General features: G+C 69.8%; 15 protein-coding genes. 6 read left to right on the plus strand and 9 right to left on the minus strand.

The window, feature by feature from the left end; all coding sequences use genetic code 11:
• Nucleotides 1-27: 27 nt before the first annotated feature.
• Complete coding sequence (locus ABT115_RS04270; RefSeq protein ID WP_351783861.1) at nt 28-1,542, plus strand: hypothetical protein; 1,515 nt, start codon at nt 28-30, stop codon at nt 1,540-1,542.
• Here ABT115_RS04270 and ABT115_RS04275 read toward each other — a convergent pair.
• The 3 genes from ABT115_RS04275 to ABT115_RS04285 are packed head-to-tail and all read right to left on the minus strand — an operon-like array spanning nt 1,511 to nt 5,705.
• Nucleotides 1,511-2,755, minus strand: a complete 1,245-nt coding sequence (locus ABT115_RS04275; protein ID WP_351783863.1) for an MATE family efflux transporter — start codon at nt 2,753-2,755, stop codon at nt 1,511-1,513. The genes ABT115_RS04270 and ABT115_RS04275 overlap by 32 nt on opposite strands.
• Nucleotides 2,752-4,443 carry a lipopolysaccharide biosynthesis protein gene (locus ABT115_RS04280; RefSeq protein WP_351783865.1) on the minus strand — a complete coding sequence of 564 codons (1,692 nt, stop codon included), beginning with the start codon at nt 4,441-4,443 and terminating at the stop codon, nt 2,752-2,754. Before ABT115_RS04280 ends, ABT115_RS04275 begins: the two co-directional genes overlap by 4 nt.
• A complete protein-coding gene (locus ABT115_RS04285; RefSeq protein ID WP_351783867.1) occupies nt 4,440-5,705 on the minus strand; it encodes a glycosyltransferase in 1,266 nt (421 codons plus the stop codon). Before ABT115_RS04285 ends, ABT115_RS04280 begins: the two co-directional genes overlap by 4 nt.
• Nucleotides 5,706-5,916: 211 nt before the next feature.
• Between ABT115_RS04285 and ABT115_RS04290 the strand changes: the two genes are divergently transcribed.
• Nucleotides 5,917-6,366: an FAD synthase family protein gene (locus ABT115_RS04290; RefSeq protein WP_351783869.1), complete on the plus strand. Its 450-nt coding sequence runs from the start codon at nt 5,917-5,919 to the stop codon at nt 6,364-6,366.
• Here the strand turns inward: ABT115_RS04290 and ABT115_RS04295 are convergent.
• Nucleotides 6,332-7,063: a CDP-alcohol phosphatidyltransferase family protein gene (locus ABT115_RS04295; protein ID WP_351783871.1), complete on the minus strand. Its 732-nt coding sequence runs from the start codon at nt 7,061-7,063 to the stop codon at nt 6,332-6,334. The genes ABT115_RS04290 and ABT115_RS04295 overlap by 35 nt on opposite strands.
• 254 nt (nt 7,064-7,317) lie before the next feature.
• Nucleotides 7,318-8,010: a ribonuclease H family protein gene (locus ABT115_RS04300; protein WP_351783873.1), complete on the minus strand. Its 693-nt coding sequence runs from the start codon at nt 8,008-8,010 to the stop codon at nt 7,318-7,320.
• 132 nt (nt 8,011-8,142) lie between these two features.
• Here ABT115_RS04300 and ABT115_RS04305 point away from each other — a divergent pair, with 132 nt between their 5' ends.
• Nucleotides 8,143-8,334 (plus strand): DUF6381 family protein, encoded by a 192-nt coding sequence (locus ABT115_RS04305; protein ID WP_351783875.1) that lies wholly within the window; start codon nt 8,143-8,145, stop codon nt 8,332-8,334.
• A gap of 207 nt (nt 8,335-8,541) precedes the next feature.
• Nucleotides 8,542-10,230, plus strand: a complete 1,689-nt coding sequence (locus ABT115_RS04310; RefSeq protein WP_351783877.1) for a serine/threonine-protein kinase — start codon at nt 8,542-8,544, stop codon at nt 10,228-10,230.
• 34 nt (nt 10,231-10,264) lie between these two features.
• Here ABT115_RS04310 and ABT115_RS04315 read toward each other — a convergent pair whose 3' ends face one another.
• The 4 genes from ABT115_RS04315 to ABT115_RS04330 form a co-directional block, all read right to left on the minus strand.
• A complete protein-coding gene (locus ABT115_RS04315) occupies nt 10,265-10,894 on the minus strand; it encodes a hypothetical protein (RefSeq protein WP_351783879.1) in 630 nt (209 codons plus the stop codon).
• On the minus strand, nt 10,891-11,601 hold the full coding sequence (locus tag ABT115_RS04320; RefSeq protein ID WP_351783881.1) for a hypothetical protein: 711 nt from the start codon (nt 11,599-11,601) through the stop codon (nt 10,891-10,893). The genes ABT115_RS04315 and ABT115_RS04320 overlap by 4 nt, the downstream gene beginning before the upstream one ends.
• Nucleotides 11,602-11,764: 163 nt before the next feature.
• Nucleotides 11,765-12,799 carry an alpha/beta fold hydrolase gene (locus tag ABT115_RS04325; protein ID WP_351783883.1) on the minus strand — a complete coding sequence of 345 codons (1,035 nt, stop codon included), beginning with the start codon at nt 12,797-12,799 and terminating at the stop codon, nt 11,765-11,767.
• A gap of 236 nt (nt 12,800-13,035) precedes the next feature.
• The gene (locus ABT115_RS04330) at nt 13,036-14,241 is read right to left on the minus strand and encodes an FUSC family protein (protein ID WP_351783885.1); all 1,206 of its coding nucleotides are present in this window, start codon (nt 14,239-14,241) and stop codon (nt 13,036-13,038) included.
• A 302-nt stretch (nt 14,242-14,543) separates the two neighbouring features.
• On the opposite strand from ABT115_RS04330, the gene ABT115_RS04335 reads away from it, so the two are divergent.
• Complete coding sequence (locus ABT115_RS04335) at nt 14,544-15,992, plus strand: aldehyde dehydrogenase family protein (RefSeq protein WP_351783887.1); 1,449 nt, start codon at nt 14,544-14,546, stop codon at nt 15,990-15,992.
• Between the two features lie 296 nt (nt 15,993-16,288).
• Complete coding sequence (locus ABT115_RS04340; RefSeq protein ID WP_351783889.1) at nt 16,289-17,173, plus strand: ABC transporter substrate-binding protein; 885 nt, start codon at nt 16,289-16,291, stop codon at nt 17,171-17,173.
• Nucleotides 17,174-17,181 lie beyond the last annotated feature (8 nt).

Here is a 17,181-nt window from a genome sequence, read left to right on the forward strand (position 1 = left end):
TTCACAGGTCCACGGAACGGGGAGCAGATGACGTCCGTGCACGAGTCGGCGCCGCTCGCACCCGTACCGGAGCACGGCCCGCAAGAGCCGGTTCTGCCGCCAGCGAAGGCCATGTCGTGGGCGATGCTGTCGCGGGCCCTGTCCGTGCCTCTCATCCTCGGCCTGGTCTGCTTTCTGCCCGCGGTGATCGCCGCGCAGCCTGGCACGGGCGTCCGGGACACCGCGTACTGGCTGCAGCTCGTGCTGACCTGCTATGCCGGGGCCCGGCTCGCCACGATGATTCTGTCCACCCGGCGGCGTCTGCTGCAGGGCGTGTTCTGGATGTTCGTGTACATCGCAATGGGGGTGGCGCCGTTTGCGCAGACGGTCATCGGGCAGACCCCCACCCCGATGGTCGGGCCGCGGTCGGATCTGATGACGGCCATCGCGCTGATCCTGGTGGGATGCGCCGCGTTCGACCTCGGGGCACTGCTGGCGTCCCGGCGTCCGCTGCGCCGCCGCCCCACCGCACGCTCCGGCAGCGGTCCGGCCACCGCGCACCGGGTGCGTCTCAGACTGCTGGTGGCGCTGGCCTTCGCGGCGAGCGGCTACTACATCCTGAAGCTCGGCGGGCCCGCGATCTTCTTCACCAGCCGCCAGGAGATCAGCGCCTCGGTCGCGGTCAGCGGGGTGGCGTCGAGCCAGTCCAACGTGGGATCGGCCTTCCTCAAGGGCTTCGGTACGGTACCCGCGCTGCTGGGGCTGCTCTTCTACACCCGTCGGCTGGTGACCTCGCGCAGGGCCCGGCGTTCACCCTCGACCACTCTGGTCTGGTGTGCGCTGCTGATCCTCAACGTCGTCGTCAACAACCCGATATCCAATGCTCGTTACTGGTTCCTGACCGTACTGGTCTCGCTCCTGTTCACCGCGTTCCCGAGCAGCGCGGCGATGTACCGGTCGGTGCTGGCCATGGGGGTGGTCGGGGCGCTGGTGCTGTTCCCGTACGCGGACCGGTTCCGCTACGACAGCGCCGGGTACCGGCCGGTGGATTCGTCGTCGGTCTTCGAGCCGCTGGCCACCAAGGACTACGACCAGACGGTGATGTTCGCCAACACCATTACCTGGGTCGACACCCGCGGCCACACCTATGGGCGTCAACTCGCGGGCTCCGCCCTTTTCTTCGTACCCCGGTCGGTGTGGAGCGGCAAGCCGGAGGACACTGGGGTGCGCGTCGGCCAGTGGATGGGGATGAAGATGACCAACCTGTCGGCGCCGCTGTGGACCGAACTCTGGGTCGACTTCGGTATGCCGGGCATGGTCGGCGGTCTCGCACTGATCGGGTATGTCGCTGCACGCACCGACCGCCGCTACGCGTGGGCGGTGTCCCGGAACGGCCCGGGCCCCGGCAGTGTTCTGGCCATTGCCGCGCCACTGATCGCCGGGTACACCTTCATTGTGTTGCGCGGACCACTGCTGCAGTCCGTCGGAAAACTGGCGATCGCGACGCTCTGTCTGCTGCTGATCACAAGCTTCAGGAGCCGGAGCGGACAGCGCTCGCGCTGATGTGCGCCTGGTCCACCGCGGCACGGCGTCTGAGCCGGGCCACCCGGATCCACGTGGCCGCTGCCTTGCAGACGGACCCCAGGCACAGGCCCCAGGCCGCGCCCGGCACCCCGCCGAGCACATAGCCGCCGGTGAGGAAGGCGACGGTGGCGAGCGAGAAGACCACCTGGATGGAGAGGGTGGTACGGGGGTCGAGCATCCGGAGCGCGAGCAGCCCGCAGGTGCCGACGGCCATCGCCGCGTACTGGCTGCCCGTCGCCGGGAGCAGGGCAGCGGCTGTGGACCAGGTGTCGCCGAGCAGATGGCGGCCGATTCCGTCGGGCAGCAGGGCGAGTGCGGTGGCCCAGGCGGCGGCTGTGGCGGCCAGGACTGCTGCGAGCGTCGCCGTGGCACGTACCCTGCGCCGTTCGCAGGCGAGCCGTCCGAGAAGTGGGGGTCCGAAGCCGGTGGCCGAGGTGAACAGCACGTTCAGCGGCCCGAAGAGGGTGGTGGCGCCGCGCAGGGCGCCCACCACGAGCGGGTTTCCGACCATGCCGAGTCCCAGCACGGAGAGCTGGCTGGTGGCATTACCCACCCCGAACTCCACCACGAAGCGCCGCCCCAGATGGCCTCTTTGCAGCAGGACCTCGAGCCGCAGCGGCGTGCCGGCCACTCTGTGGTGCAGCAGGGCGGCCGACAGCAGCAGGGCGGGAAGCGCGGACAGCCCCCAGACGGTGACGAGCCGGGCCGCCGGGGCACCGTAAGGCTGCACGGCCAGCGCGCCCAGCACGCAGAGCAGTCTGAGCGTGTCGCTCGCCAGTGCCAGGTGCGGCAGTTGCAGGGTGGAGAAGGCGTAACGCATGGTGTCCTGCCCCAGGACCACCGGCAGGACGAGTCCCAGCATCATCAGGGCACGTGCGGTGGCTCCCGGCAGCGTCAGGCAGACGGTGGCGAGCAGGGCGCCGAGCGCGGCCGCTGCGAGCAGGGTGAAGGTGACCGCCGACCGGCACGCGCCGTGTACCTCGTCGCTCTCGCCGCGCCGCAGCACGAGCGGCTGCCCGGCGTAGGCGCCGGATACCCCCAGCAGCACAGTGAAGACGAGGTAGACCGCCGAGAAGCGGGCGAAGTCCGCCACCGTGGAGAGCCGGGCGGCGGCCACCAGCACCAGGATGTTGGTGAGTGCCGCGACGCCCTGGTCCGCGACCGAGCAGACGATCGTGGTCCGTGCCTTCATCTGTGTCCCGCGGTGGAGTCGAAGGGGCGCAGGCCGAGCGTCTCGGCCGGGTCACCGGTGTGCTCCCGGCCGTCGCGGCCGTCGCCGTCGTCCCGGCCCGATGCGGAGCGGGACCGGCCACCGCTTGTGCGGCGCCTGTCGGCCTTCTTGCGGGCCCGGCGCTCGTAATGGCTCCGGCCGGGGTGCAGCAGGGCGCCGAGCACAGAGCCTCCGGCCGCCCCGATGATCTCGCTGATCCGCTCCAGGTCGCTGCGGTGCACCTCGCGCGGGTCGCACACCACCACGACACTCTCCACCCGGTCGATCAGTGCGACGGCGTCGGCGTACGAGAGCACGGGCGGGGCCAGCACGATGACGACAACGCCCAGCCGGTCGCCCTCGGCGACGATCCGTCCGACGGGCGCGGAGGTCAGCGCACGCGGGACGTTGTCCGTGCGCCGGCCCGCTATCAGGGTGAAGGCGCCCGACCCGGGTACGTCCACATTCATCCAGCTGTCCGACGGCCAGGCCCGTTCGCCCTGCCACGCCCAGCGCGGCCCGGCGCCCTGCACGGCCGGGCCGAGGTCCCTGGCCAGTGAGGGGGTACGCAGATCGGCCTCGACCAGAAGTACGTCACGTCCCATCTCGGCGAAGGCTGCGGCCAGGTTGACCGCCGCGGCGGCCGCCGCGGCGCTGTCCCCGCGCGGCGCCGTGACCAGGAGTCTGCGGCGCTGCGCGAACGACGGGTCGTAGGCGAGCCGGAAGGCGACCGCCCGGTACTCCTCGGCGAGTCGGCTCCCGTTCCGCCCGATGGCGAGCAGCGCACCCGCGGATGCCCGTTCCCTGGGCAGAATGCCGAGCAGCGGGGCGCCGAGTGAACGGACCAGCTCCCGGGTGGAGCGCACGGCCGGGTCGAAGACCAGGCGCACCCAGGACAGGAGCAGTCCGAGCGCGAGCCCGACGACACCGCCGAGTCCCAGCAGCAGGGGCAGCCCCGCACCGGTGGGCTCCGTGGGCGCGACGGGTTTCTTCGTCAGATAGCCGGGAGTGGTGTCCAGGGCGCGCAACTCCGAGATTTTTCTGCTCAGTTCGGAGATCGAGACCACGAGGTTGGCCCGTGCGCTGGTCACGTCGTTACCCGCCCCGGCCTGCTCCGCCAGCTGATCGCGCTGTTCGGTGAGGGGCTCCAGCTGAGCGCGGTAGCCGTCGACCATGTTGGCGATGCTGTTCTCGGTGCGCTGCCTGCGGATCTCCAGATAGGCTTCGGCGAGCGCCTCGGCCCGCGCCTTCGCCAGGGCGGGGGTGCGGCCGGTGTAGGAAAGGCGGAGCACGAGGGTGTTCGGCGGGTTCGTGACCTGGAGACCGGACAGCAGTGTCCCGACCTCCACCCGGTCGCCGTGCCTGGCCAGGGAGCCGGCGGCCAGGGTGCCCACGGTGTCGCTGACGGCGTTCTGTCGCTCGGAGCCGATGTTGATGCCCTTGTCGGCGGAGGCGCTCGCGGCGAAGGGGTCCGAGGTGGCGGAGCGCACGACGACCTCGCCCGTCGATGTGTAGCTCTCCTCACCGCTCAGGGCGAGCCAGCCGCCGCCGAGCAGTCCGAGGACCACTCCGGTGGCGAGCAGTGCTCGGTAGCGCAGGAGCTGACGGAACTGGTCCCTCAGCAGCGCGGGTTCGTCCTGGTCCTCCAGCGCGCGGATCGGCTGGGTCATCGGCGTGGCCTCCCTTGTGCGTCCGCAAGGACCTCGGTGAGCAGTGCGTCGAAGCGGGCCAGGCCCGCCTCTCGGCTCAGGTGACGTGCGACGTACTGCGGTCCGTTGGCGCCGAGCCGGTCCGCCTCGGCCGGCGCTTCGACGAGCTTGCGTACGGCTGACAGCAGCGCGGCGGGATCCTCCGGTGCGACGAGGATGCCGGCACCGGACCGGTGGACCTCCTGGGCGGTGCCTCCCCCGTCGGCGACCGAGGCGACTACGGGGCGGCCCGAGACGAAGTACGAGGTGAGCTTGGACGGGACGCTCATGTCGAGCACGGATGCCCGCTGGGTCACCGCGAGCACATCGGCGGCGGCGAGAATGTCCGTGAACTCATCCGCGCCGGCCGGCGGCAGGAAGTCGAGATTGCGCAGGCCCCTCGCACGCCCCAGCAGCGCCTCTCGCTGATTCCCGTCCCCCATCAGCACGACGCGTATCTCCGGCGCCAGCCGGGCCGCGTCGACCAGGACCTCCAGGCCCTGCTTGAGTCCCATGTTCCCGGAGTGCAGGACCACGGGAGTGCCCTCGCTCCATCCGAGTCTCGCCCGGGTCCCGGCTCGGTCGGCCGAAGGTGACTGCACATGCGACCAGTTGGGGACGACACGGATGCGCCCCGGGTCCACGCCGTACGCCGTGACGCGCGGGACGAAGCTCTCATGGATGACTCCGACGAGGGCTGCGCCGCGCAGCGCGTAACGTTCGGCCGCTGAGGCGACGGCTGCCGCTCGGCCGCCGCCCCGGATACCGCTCTGCGCGGCGGCGGCACCCATCAGATCCTGCACGACCGGTATGTGCGGGACTCGGTGACGGTCGGCCAGCCGGGCTCCGACGACACCGCCCGCGAGGCTGGGCAGTTGGGAGATCACCGCATCGGGCTGACACGAATCGGGCGGCGACAGCAGGCCGTGCCCGAGCACGGTTGCCTCGAACGCCGCTCTGCGCAGAGCAGTCTGACGGGACGGCACATAGTGTCTTCTCCGGTGGACGGTGACCCCAACCCGCTTCTCGGTGACCCGCCAGACGCCCCGGTACTCCGCTTCGGTGCGCCAGGACGGGTAGTGCGGCATGCCGGTCAGTACATGGGTCTCGGCCCCCGACACGGCCCAGTGCTCGGCGAGCTGCGCTGCGTACGGGCCGATGCCCGTGAGCTCCGGTGCGTAGTTGGTCGAGACGACCAGCAGAGTGCGACCTTCGAACGGCTTGTGACGATCGGCATCAGACATGGACGTTCGCCTTCCCCCCGGAACATTCTGTGTTCCCCCCAAGGAACAGCCCCAAAAGCGAGCTTATCCGTTCACGAGATGCGCAAGTGGTCCTCACAGTAAGGTCGTTGCACCATCAACACCGATACCGATATCCCGCAGCACCGGATGCCATGTCCGGACAACTGCTGCTGGACACGGACATCACGTTCACCGTGGGGGGAGAGAACGGATGGCGCACAGGGTCGGCTACGCGCCGGGGGTCTACGACCTGTTCCACATAGGGCACCTCAACATCCTGCGGCATGCCCGCAGCCAATGCGACTATCTTGTCGCGGGCGTCGTCTCGGACGAGATGGCCGCGCTCGCCAAGGGGCACAAGCCGGTGATTCCGCTGTCGGAACGGCTGGAGATCGTACGCAGCGTCCGCTTTGTGGACGCGGCGTTCGTCGAGACTGTGCCCGACAAGGTCAAGACCTGGCAGCAAGTCAGGTTCGACGTCATTTTCAAGGGGGACGACTGGCAGGACACGGAGCGGGGCAAGCGACTGGAGCGCGACTTCGCCGAGGTCGGCGTCGAGGTGGTCTACTTCCCGTACACCGTGCACACGTCCAGCACCCAGCTGCGCCGGGCGCTGGACACGCTCGTCAGTCCGCAGTCCGGAGCGCTTTCAGCTCCTTGAACCACTTGACGAGGAACGCCACCAGGAACAGTGCGTGCACGACGGCGAGCATCGCATAGCCGATGCGGAACGCGGTCCGGTCGCCGAGCAGCAGGAACACCAGGCAGAACACCCCGTAGTCGGCGGGCAGCAGTGCCACGGCCCGCACCCGGGACACCGGAACCGCGGCACCGCTGCCCGCCGCGGGCCGGGCGGCCACCTTGCCCAGTTGTTCGCGCAGCAGCCCGGCGCAGAAAGTCAGCACGGCGGTGAACAGAAAGCCCAGCGGCAGGAGCAGCCAGCCCTCGGCCGGCAGGTCGAAGAACCGCTGGAACGAGATCAGCACGGCGGTGTGTACGAGGATCATCTTGGCGCAGTCCACGACATGGTCCAGCCACTCGCCATCCGGACCTCCCCGGCCGGTCAGCCTGGCCAGCTGCCCGTCGGCCGAATCGAAGGCGAAGCCGATGGCGAGCCCCGCATACACCGCGACCGCGAGCCCCCAGGACGGCCGGACGAGTGCCACCGAAGCGATGGCTGCGAAGGTGAGTGCGGCGCTGATCACCGTTACTTGATTGGGTGTCAGTCCGATGCGGTATGCGCCCGCCGCGAACACCCGCCCGGCCGGGCGGTTCACATACCGCGAATACAGCGACACCCCCTTGGCCGTCTTCTGCGCACCGCGCAACTCGCGCAGAACCGTGGCTGTGCTTCCCATACGCCCCCCAGTGTGTCGCCGTTGCCGGTGGCATCGGCAGAGCACTGCGGATGCCACCGGCCAAGCCGCATCATGGCACGCAGGCTCCATTTCGCGTGGCCACTCGCCCGCTCCGGCCGACGATCCATGCCCCGTCGGGCCCGCACCGTGCGCAGGCCCGACGGGGCGGTGTTTCAGGGCTGTCGGGTGACCTCTGATCCGGCGGCCACGCCCTGGCACGCGCGCTCCCCGATCGGAGGCCACCCGACAGCCTCTCAGGCGGGCGTGGTGCGGCACTCCGGGTGGCCCCAGCCGTTCGGGTTCTTGGCGATCATCTCCTGTGCCGCGTAAGGCCTTCCGCAGTGGCAGCGGCCCGCGAACTTGGCCCGGATGGTTCCACCGGAGCGTGCGGAACGTGCCACTCCCCCTGCCTTCTTCGCCCAAGCCGCCTTGCTCCGCCCCTCGGTCGCCCGGGCCGGAGCGGGCGTCGGCAGCTGCGAGCCGTGCGCGGTGCCGGCCGGCCGCTGCGCCACCGCGGCCTCGCTGGCCGCCTGATCGGCGAGGGCGTTGAGCGGATCTCCGTCCACCTGGTGCGCGGGCACATAGACGAAGTCCACGGTCCGGCCGGTCAGCAGCTCGTCGATGCGGGTCACCAGGTCACGGTTGGCCACCGGCTTTCCGGCAGAGGTCTTCCAGCCGTTGCGCTTCCATCCTGGCAGCCACTTGGTCACCGCGTTCATCGCGTACTGCGAATCCATCCGTACTTCGATCGCCACGGACGGATCCGTGGACTCCAACAGCTCCTGCAGCGCCGTGAGTTCAGCGACATTGTTGGTGGCGGTCCCCAGCGGTGCCGCTTCCCAGCGCTCCGGTCGCCCCTGCGCATCGGCCACGACCCATGCCCAGGCCGCAGGCCCCGGATTGCCCTTCGATGCCCCGTCACACGCGGCGATGATGCTTTCGTTCATGCCGTTGATAATGCCAGCGCCGCAAGGCCCCCATGGCATGACGTAACGCTGAGTGACGATTCGAGGTGCGGTGAACCGGCGACGCTGGTTCTCTGATGGAGCCCGCTCTTCCCAACCGCACAAGGAGCGATGATGAGCGTTGGACGTGAATCCGGTGACCGTGCGCAGCAACTGCGCGAAAAGGCCCGGCAGATGACCGAGGCCGCTGAGCGCACCACCGACCCTGAGCAGCGCCAGCGGCTCCAGGAGAAGGCCCGACAGCTGCAGGAGCAAAGTGACCAGCTGGGCAACATCGGCGGCGAGAACATCCGCCCGCCGAAGTAGTACCCGACTCATACAAGCGGCCAACGGCTTGCGGCTCGTACCTGAGTGCGTGGCGAGCCGTCGGCCGCCCGGTCCCCGACACTCCGACACGAGGACGGCAGCGGGGATGTGATGCTCCGGCTCCACGAGGCCCACGGGGGCCGGGCCTTGGCGCCGCGAACGGGGTGGGTTCGCACCGCTGCGAGCCCGCCCCGTACCCTCTTTTCCATGAACGCTGGGGGACCTGTACGCCGTGTGATCGACGAGCGTTTCGAGCTGCGCAGCAGGCTCGGCAGTGGCGGCATGGGCATGGTGTGGAGGGCCCATGACCTGGCTCTGCACCGCGATGTGGCGCTCAAGGAAGTACGGCCCCCGGACCCCGCGCTGGCCGAGAACGATCCGGAGGCGGCCCGGCTGCTGCGGGCGCGGGTGCTGCGCGAGGCCCGTGCGCTGGCCCGGCTCGACCACCCGGGTGTCGTCACGGTTCACCACATCGTGGACGGCGGCGAGCACGCGTACCCGTGGATCGTGATGGAGCTGGTGCCCGGCGCCTCGCTCGCGGATCGTCTCGCCGAGGGGACCCTCACCCCCGTCGAGGCCGCCGAGCTCGGCCGTGGTGTGCTGTCCGCGCTGGGCGCCGCCCATGCCGCCGGTATCCACCACCGCGACGTCAAGCCCGCCAACGTACTGCTGCGGGCCGATGGCAGCCCGGTGCTCACGGACTTCGGCATCGCCGCGATCCGTGAGTCCACCAGCCTGACGGCGACCGGTTCCATCATCGGCTCCCCCGACTACATGGCGCCCGAGCGGATTCGCGGCGAGGAAGGCGATCCGTCGTCGGACCTGTGGTCGCTCGGCATGATGCTGTACGTCGCTGTGGAGGGCCGGCATCCGCTGCGCAAGGCCACCACGCTGGCGACGCTGGCGGCCGTGCTCGACGAGGAGATCCCGCCGCCCCGGCAGGCCGGTCCACTGGCTCCCGTACTGAACGCGCTGCTGACCCGGGACACAGCCGCGAGGCCCAGGGCCGAGGAACTGGACCGGATGCTGGCGTCGGTGAGTGAGCCGGTCGAGGCGCCGCAGCCCCCCGGGGCTCCGCAGGATGCGGTGCCGCAGCGCCCCGAGCCGGCCGCGCGGCGGGACGAGGTAGCGCCCGGCCGCGAGCCGGTCGGCCCGACCACGGTCCTGCCCACCGCCCCCGTCCGTCGCCCCGTCGCCACACCTGACCGTCCGCAGCCGCTGACGCTGGGCGCTCACGAGGCCCGCCGCCGGGTGCGGCGCAGCCGCGCCGTCACGATCTCGACGGCTCTCGCGGGGACCGCCCTGACCGGCGTACTCGTGTGGTCGCTGCTGCCCGCCCCGGACACAGAGGCTTCCGGCAGAAAGCGGTCCGATTCGGAGCACTCCTCCAGCAACCCGTCGGCCACCGAGTCCGAGAAGGCCCGGAAGGCGAATGAGGCGAAGCCCAAGGATCTGCTGACACCGGCCGGGGCACGCTCCGTCATCGCCGCGCTCAAACCGGTGATGGGCGGCACCCACGTCACGTCGTTCTCGCTGTACGAGGAGCATGCGCGCGTCGAGGCCCCGGTCACGAACAGCAAGGGCCTGTACGACGTCTACGCGTACCGGGACGGCAAGGCCACCCGCGAACGTGCCGGCGGCACCCTCATGCCGGACGCCAAGACGGTGGATCTCGAAGAGTTCGACTGGGACGCCCTCCCTGCTCTGATGCGCCGGGCGGACAAGGAGCTTGGCGTCACCAAGCCCACCGGCCACTACGTGGACATCGATCCGGCCTCCCCGTTCGACGGCTACCAGCCGACCATGAGCGTCTATGTCCTGGACGAGTACGGCGGCGCCTATCTGCGGGCCGACATCAATGGCAAGGTGCTCAAGCAGTATCCGCGCGGCGCCTGAACCGGACGCGCCTAAGAGGCTGGCGGGTGGCCTCTCAGCCGAGAAGCCGCACCAGCACCAGCAGTACGCCCGCGAACACCACGCCCATCACCAGCGTCCAGAAGCCGGCCGGGAAGCCACCGACGCGGTTCTTCACCGCGGCCGGCGGTGTGAGGCTGTTCGCGCGGGCCAGCCATTCGCGGGGCGGGTTGTTGGGGATGACGACCCGCCAGGGCTGATCTGGGTCGTACTCGACGACCGCCCTGGACCGGTGCAGCAGTCCCTGTACGTCGAGGGGGTGACGGATCTCGATCCGGTAGGCGGGGAGCCCCTCGGGCACTACGGTCAGGTCGAAGGCGAACACGGAGTCCGCCGCCTGCCCGTCGGTGGCAGGCCGGCCGTTCGACTTGTTCACGGCCTTGACCCCGTGGACCACGGCGGGCGCGAAGGCGCGCGGTCCGCCGGAGCGCAGCCCGCGGACCACGGTGCCCGACTCCGACGGCTCGGCCGCCTTACCGAGCGCCGTCAACGCCAGCGCCGACGCGGGGAGACCGGCCAGCAGCAGCCAGCGGGGGCCGTTCACGGCGCCCTGGATCAGCGCGGCGAAGGCCAGGCCTGTGCCCGCCGCGGCCAGCAGGCTGAGCGTGGTGAAGATCCTGCGCAGGAAGGAAATTGTCGGATTCATGAGAGGCGCAGCAGCTTTCGGCGGGGTATGGCGACCCTGGTTCGGGCGGGATCGTCGGGGCGGTCGGCGTCGTACACGGCGAGGACGTCGCGTCGGAGGACGACGCGTTCCACGATGGCCGGGACCTCGTGGCGCACCCCGGCCGTGTCATCGAAGACCACGGTGACCTCGCCGTAGTTGCGGCCCACCGACCGCCAGCCCTCCAGCACCGCGTCGGCCGTGGTGTAGCGGCGGGAGATTCTGCGCAGCGCCGCGGTGCGGCGCAGACTCACCGCCGCGCCCCACCAGGCGGCGAGGCAGCCCACGCCCGCGGTGGACCACAGGAAGGTGAGCCAGTCGGAGACGGAGAACCGGCCGACGGGGAAGAAGAGGTGGAAGTCGGTGACGGTGCCGTACTCGATCCGGCCGTCCGCCACCGCGTCGTACCAGCCGGCGGCGCAGGCGACCGCGCAGAGCGTGACCATCGCGCCCGGCACCGCGCGGTGCAGGAACCGGGCGGAGAGCAGACCGAGCAGGATCGCGCAGAGCACCCCGACGAACGGGGCCACAGCCGCGAACTGGTCGCTGGCGCAGCCGCCGGTCCCGTCGCAGCTCCATTGCACGGTGGACGCGTCGTAACTGGCGATGTGCCACATCATCCAGACCTGCCACACCATCAGCGCGCAGGCGATGACACGCATCACCTGCGCGTAGGCTTTCTGCCGCACTGTCCGCCCCCGTCATTGCCACGTCACAGGGGCCATGGCGTGCCCCGGTGGACGATATACGTGCTGTCCACACTCTGTCCGTGATCCACACCACGCGGCCGGAAGGACCGGGGCCGGAACGGTCGGCGCGCCGATGACGGCGCCGTCCTTCGGCTCATTCCTGTCAGCGGGCCACGTGGCGTCCACCGCCGGCCGCGCGGCGCCTGCGGGCCGCCGTGACGAGGGCCGCGCCTGCCAGCACGGTCACGCTCGCGAGTGCACCGAGGCAGGCCAGGACCAGGGCGCCGGCACCCGTCGCGGCCAGGGCGTCGGCAGCCTTTGTGGCCAGGGACGGCTCCTTGGGTGTTCCGGCTCCGGCGGCCTGCCGGATGAGATCGGCGACGACATCGGGGTGCGACATCATCGCGACATGGGAGGAGTCGACCTCGACGGTGTGCGCATCGGCGCGCTTGGCCTCGAAGCGTTCGAGATCCGGGGCGATCGCCTTGTCCCGGGTGGCGACCAGCGCCCAGGACGGAATGGTCTTCCAGGCCGCCGCAGCCGACCTGTCCATGAAGGCGGCTCCGTTGATGGGGCGCTGGGTGGCGGCCATCACGGCCGTGGTGCCTGACGGGACGTCCGCCGCGAAGACGTCGTGGAACTTGGCGGGCTGGATGTACAGATCGGCCCCCTCCCCTCCGTCGGCCTCCGGGAACGGCACCGGCTTCAGAGCCGCATTCAGCTCGCTTCCCGCGAACTTCGCCGACAGATCCGCCAGCTTCTCCCACTTGTCCGGCATGAGCGCGGACACGAAGACCAGCGACTTCACCTGCGGGTTCCCAGCGGCGGCGTTGCTGATCACCGCACCGCCGTAGGAATGCCCGGCCAGCACGATCGGGCCCCTGATGCTCTTCAGCACGCTGGCTATGTACGCGGAGTCAACGGCGAGCCCGCGCAGCGGATTGGCCGGGGCCATGACCTTGTACCCGTCACGCTGCAGGCGTTGCACCACACCGTTCCAGCCCGAGGCATCGGCGAACGCGCCGTGCACCACCACCACCGTGGGCTTGGCCCCGGACGAATCGGCATCGCCATTGGCTGCGGCGGGTCCGGCGGCGACGGCAACGGCGGCCGCGGCCGCGGTGAGCGCCACGGCGGCGGTCTGCGCGCGCCGCCCGCGTATCCGCTTCCGCGGGGCGAGAAAGGTTGAGACAGTCATGGCTCTTCTCTCTTCGTCGAGGAGCGGTTGGTGGGCTCAGCGTTGCCAGGCACCGGCCCGAAGGGCGCGACACGCGACGCAGGGGAGTGAAAAAGGCCGACTGCCCGAGTGAACATTGCGCAGCACGGAGTGACGGCGGATTATGTGCCCGTCCGCGTCGAGTGGGCTGTGCGGATCGGTCGTACGGGGAGCTGTGACGGACCGGGTGAAGTGTCCCGGAGCCGGTCCGGCCCGTTTCAGGCCCGGTCGGTTCGCAGCCTTCGCGATACGGCGCGCAGCCAGGGGTGGCGTTCGTGCAGTTGCGCCGAGCGCCGGTCGAGCTCCCTGCCCAGGCGTTCCGTGCGCTTGTCGATGTCGAGCTCGTCGAGAATCCGGTCGACCTCGGCGAGAAGGGCTCCGTGCAACTGCCATTGTCTGGGATGTTCCTGAACGTCTTCGAGGAGCAGGTTCGCCACCCGGTCCCTGGTCGCGTGGCTGACGGCCAGTGCCTGGGCGAGCCGGCCCTCCGCCTCCTCTGCGTTCTCCGCGGCGGGAGCAGTGATCAACTCCGAGAAGCTCTCGATGGCACCGGCCATCTGTCCGAGCAGCTCTGTCAGGGATTCGGCCACGTCGGCGGGGAACAGCGGCTCCTCGGTACGGGCCTTGGCGAGGTCGGTCAGAGTGCGCGACAGCACCCGCAGTACCACGGCGCAGATCTCCAGGGTGTCCAGACCGGTGCGCAGCACGACCCTGTACAGCAGCCCCTGCCGGACGCGCGGATTGAGCGTGAGGCTCTCCTCCGCCTGCCGCAATGCGGCGTCGACCGCCACGATGTCATGGTCCAGCCGACGGGCTTCGTGGAGCCGTTCGGCCGCCTGCTGGACGGAGATGTGACCGCCGACGTCCTCCCCCATCGCGCGGAACATCTTTCCCATCTCACGCGCCAGGCTGTCGATGGAGGCGCCCGCCGGCTGCACCCACACGGGAGGCGCCAGGAGCAGGTTGAACAGCAACCCCACGCCCGCGCCGATCAGTGTCTCCAGCACGCGGTCCCAGGCGGTGGCGGCGACCTGCGAGACGCCCAGGACGAGCATCGCGCTGATCGCCACCTCGGGTACGAACTCACCGACGCGCACCAGGCGTCCGATGATCAGCGAGGTGAAGATCACCAGTCCGAGGCTCCACCAGGTGAGGCCCACCAGTGAGCTGAGCGCAGTGGCGATGAGCACCCCGACGACGACCGAGTTCACGCGGCGGATCCCCGTGGTGAGGGTCGCGTAGAGAGTGACCTGTACGACGAGCAGTGCGGTGAGCGGCGCTGTGAGCGGCGCCGGATACGGAAGGGTCCACACTGCCACGGCATAGGCGATGACGGCAGCCGCCGTGGAACGCATGGTCTGTGCTCCGACAGGCTCGGTCGTACGCCGGACAAGCTTGATCACGGGTTCGGATACTCCTGGCATCTCATTCCCATGCCCGCCCGTGTGCCAACACAGCGCGTCGGCGCGTCGAACCCACCTTACGGCCTCACCCACGATGGGCAGCGGCGTCGCAGCGCCAATCATGAGTGAGGCCGTTACGGACGTGCGTGCCATGCCGGTGGCCGAGAAGCAGTGATCGACTTCGTATTTTGCTGATTATGCAGTCTTGACAGTTCCTGGTTGCACAGCGAGTCTCCAGCCATCGCTTCGCACCGGACCCGGGTCGGCGCGGCCCCGAGCCGACGCGCCCTTTCCCCGTCAGGACAGGACAGAGAGGCCCACGCATGACCACCCCGACCGCCGACCGGTACCAGCTCTTCATCGACGGCGCCTGCACCGACGGCACCTCCGGGACCGCCCACGAGGTCATCAGCCCCGCGACGGGCGAACTCGTGGGGATATTCCCGCTGCCCGCGGCCGCGGACATCGACGCGGCGGTGCGTGCCGCGAACGAGGCCCAGCCGGCCTGGGCCGCGACCAATGTGTGGACCCGCGCCGAGCTCTGTCACCGCATCGGTACGGAAATCAGCAGGCGCGTGGACGAACTCGCCCGCCTCCAGTCCCTGGAGCAGGGCAAGCCGCTCGCCGAGTCGGTCGCCGACATCGAGGAGGCGGCCAAGCTCTTCCACCTGCACGCCGAGGACGCCGTACGACTCCACGGCGAGACGCTGCCCTCCACCGACAACACCAAGCGGATGTTCACCTTCCAGCGCCCGGTGGGGACTTGGGGCATCATCACGCCGTGGAACTTCCCGCTGCTGATGCTCGCGGAGTTCGTCGCCCCCGGACTGGCCACCGGCAACGCCCATGTCGTCAAGCCGCCGGCCAATACTCCGCTCACCGTTCTCAAGGCGATGGACGCGTTCGTCGCCGCCGGACTGCCCGACGGCCTCGTCAACATCGTGCCCGGCGAGGGTGACACCGGCGATGCGCTGGTACGCCACGAGGGCATCCACGCGATCGGCTTCATCGGCTCCACCGCGACGGGGGCGAAGATCCAGTCCGCCGCCGGCCTCAAGCGCTCCATCATGGAGTGCTCGGGCAACGGCCCGCTCGTCGTCCTCGCGGACGCCGATGTCGAGGCCGCCGCCAAGGCCGCCGTCGACGGCGCCTACCCGTGTGCCGGGCAGGTCTGCTGCGCCACCGAACGCGTCATCGTGCACGCCGACATCCACGACGAGTTCGTCGAGGCCGTGCTGCACGAGGCCCGGCGCATCACCCTCGGCGACCCGTTCGACCCCAAGACGGTTCTCGGCCCCCTCAACAACGAGGGCGTCGCGGCCAAGATGGACCGTCACATGGCCGACGCCCGCGAGCGCGGCGCGCGCATCCTGCTCGGCGGCAAGCGCGCTTCAGGACACCCAACGGACCTCTACTACGAGTTCACCGTGGTGGACGAGGTGCCCGAGGACAGCCTGCTGTCCCGCGAGGAGTCCTTCGGCCCGGTCGTCCCGATCATCACCGGGCAGGACGAGGACGACCTGCTGCGCATCGCCAACGACGACAAGCTGGGCCTCCAGGGCGCCGTCTTCACCCGCAGCATGACCTCCGCCTTCCGCTTCATCGAGGAAATGGCCGTCGGCCAGGTCGTCGTGAATGAGAGCAACAACTGGTGGGACATCAACATGCCTTTCGGCGGCGCCGGCAACCGCTCCACCGGCTGGGGCCGCATCGGCGGCAAGTGGACGCTCATGGACATGACCGACACCCGTACCGGCGTCATCAGTCTCTGACCGCCCCGCGTCCGCCCCACCGTCCTATGAGAGCCGGAGCAACAGCATGCGCACCGGGGTGTCGGTGAGGAGGTGGACGGACACCTCGTTGCTCGACGCCCCGCAGCCGCCGCTCGGCGCCGGTCTCGACCGATGCGCCTGAGAGGCTGTCGCGTGGCCTCTGAGCGGTCCTCGTTCACCTGGACCCGGACCCGTACAGATTTCGATGGTCAGGCATGAATAGCTTCATCATCTTCCATTCACCCGGGAGCGACTGCCAGCATCGGCGCACCGCCACCCCCGTGAGGGAGAATCCGATGAATCGTCCCCGTTCCCTGCGCTGCCTGGCAGCCCTGGCCGTGATGGCCCTCGCGGCCACCGCCTGTGGACGCTCCGGCCAGGGCGACACCCCGGCCGGCAGTGCCTCGCAGGCCACCGCCGGCCGGACCGCAGCCGAGCTGCTGCCTGCCCAGTACCGGCAGAAGGGTGTGCTGCGGGTGGCCACCGCGGTGGGATATCCGCCGATGGAGATGTACGAGCCCGGGACCACCCGGCTCACAGGTGTCGACCCCGACCTGGCCAAGGCCATCGCCGAGCGGCTGAAGCTGAAGCTCGAACTCACCAACGCCGCCTTCGACGGGCTGATTCCCGGTCTGGAGTCCGGACGCTTCGACCTGGTCATGTCCTCCATGACGGACAGTGCCCAGCGGCGCCAGGCGGTCAATTTCATCGACTACTTCCGCACCGGCGGCGTCATCATGACGAAGAAGGGCAACCCGCAGGGCATCAAGTCCCTCGCGGACCTGTGCGGCAAGACCGTCGTCCTCGCCAAGGGCAGCTCGAACCTCCACATCGGCGAAGAACAGAACGCCAAGTGCCAGGAGAAAATGCGGATCTCGCAGAGCGAGGACGCACCGACCGGGCTGCTGCAACTGGACAGCAGACGCGCGGTCGCGACCATCGTCGACTATCCCGTCGCCAAGATGTTCACCAGGAAGAGCAGCGAGTACGCGGTCCTGCCGGAGCAGTACGGCACCGCCCCCTGGGGCATCGCGGCCGCGAAGAGCCAGGGCGGACTGCGTGACGCCGTCCACAAGGCCCTGCAGGAACTGATCGACAACGGCGGATACCAGAAGATCCTCGACACCTGGGGAGTCGGCGACAGCGCCGTACCCGAGGCCACCGTCAACGACGGGCAGTGAGAACGGAC

Origin of the sequence: Streptomyces sp. NPDC001832 (assembly GCF_040297265.1) — a bacterium.
In the GTDB taxonomy this organism is placed as follows: Bacteria; Actinomycetota; Actinomycetes; order Streptomycetales; family Streptomycetaceae; genus Streptomyces.

Excerpts from the sequence above, each read along its gene's own strand:
- ABT115_RS04340 (WP_351783889.1), top strand. The coding sequence starts at position 16,289 with ATGAATCGTCCCCGTTCCCTGCGCTGCCTGGCAGCCCTGGCCGTGATG.
- ABT115_RS04295 (WP_351783871.1), bottom strand. The coding sequence starts at position 7,063 with ATGGGAAGCACAGCCACGGTTCTGCGCGAGTTGCGCGGTGCGCAGAAG.
- ABT115_RS04290 (WP_351783869.1), top strand. The coding sequence starts at position 5,917 with ATGGCGCACAGGGTCGGCTACGCGCCGGGGGTCTACGACCTGTTCCAC.
- ABT115_RS04280 (WP_351783865.1), bottom strand. The coding sequence starts at position 4,443 with ATGACCCAGCCGATCCGCGCGCTGGAGGACCAGGACGAACCCGCGCTG.
- ABT115_RS04325 (WP_351783883.1), bottom strand. The coding sequence starts at position 12,799 with ATGACTGTCTCAACCTTTCTCGCCCCGCGGAAGCGGATACGCGGGCGG.
- ABT115_RS04270 (WP_351783861.1), top strand. The coding sequence starts at position 28 with ATGACGTCCGTGCACGAGTCGGCGCCGCTCGCACCCGTACCGGAGCAC.
- ABT115_RS04285 (WP_351783867.1), bottom strand. The coding sequence starts at position 5,705 with ATGTCTGATGCCGATCGTCACAAGCCGTTCGAAGGTCGCACTCTGCTG.
- ABT115_RS04275 (WP_351783863.1), bottom strand. The coding sequence starts at position 2,755 with ATGAAGGCACGGACCACGATCGTCTGCTCGGTCGCGGACCAGGGCGTC.
- ABT115_RS04305 (WP_351783875.1), top strand. The coding sequence starts at position 8,143 with ATGAGCGTTGGACGTGAATCCGGTGACCGTGCGCAGCAACTGCGCGAA.
- ABT115_RS04330 (WP_351783885.1), bottom strand. The coding sequence starts at position 14,241 with ATGCCAGGAGTATCCGAACCCGTGATCAAGCTTGTCCGGCGTACGACC.
- ABT115_RS04310 (WP_351783877.1), top strand. The coding sequence starts at position 8,542 with ATGAACGCTGGGGGACCTGTACGCCGTGTGATCGACGAGCGTTTCGAG.
- ABT115_RS04335 (WP_351783887.1), top strand. The coding sequence starts at position 14,544 with ATGACCACCCCGACCGCCGACCGGTACCAGCTCTTCATCGACGGCGCC.
- ABT115_RS04300 (WP_351783873.1), bottom strand. The coding sequence starts at position 8,010 with ATGAACGAAAGCATCATCGCCGCGTGTGACGGGGCATCGAAGGGCAAT.
- ABT115_RS04315 (WP_351783879.1), bottom strand. The coding sequence starts at position 10,894 with ATGAATCCGACAATTTCCTTCCTGCGCAGGATCTTCACCACGCTCAGC.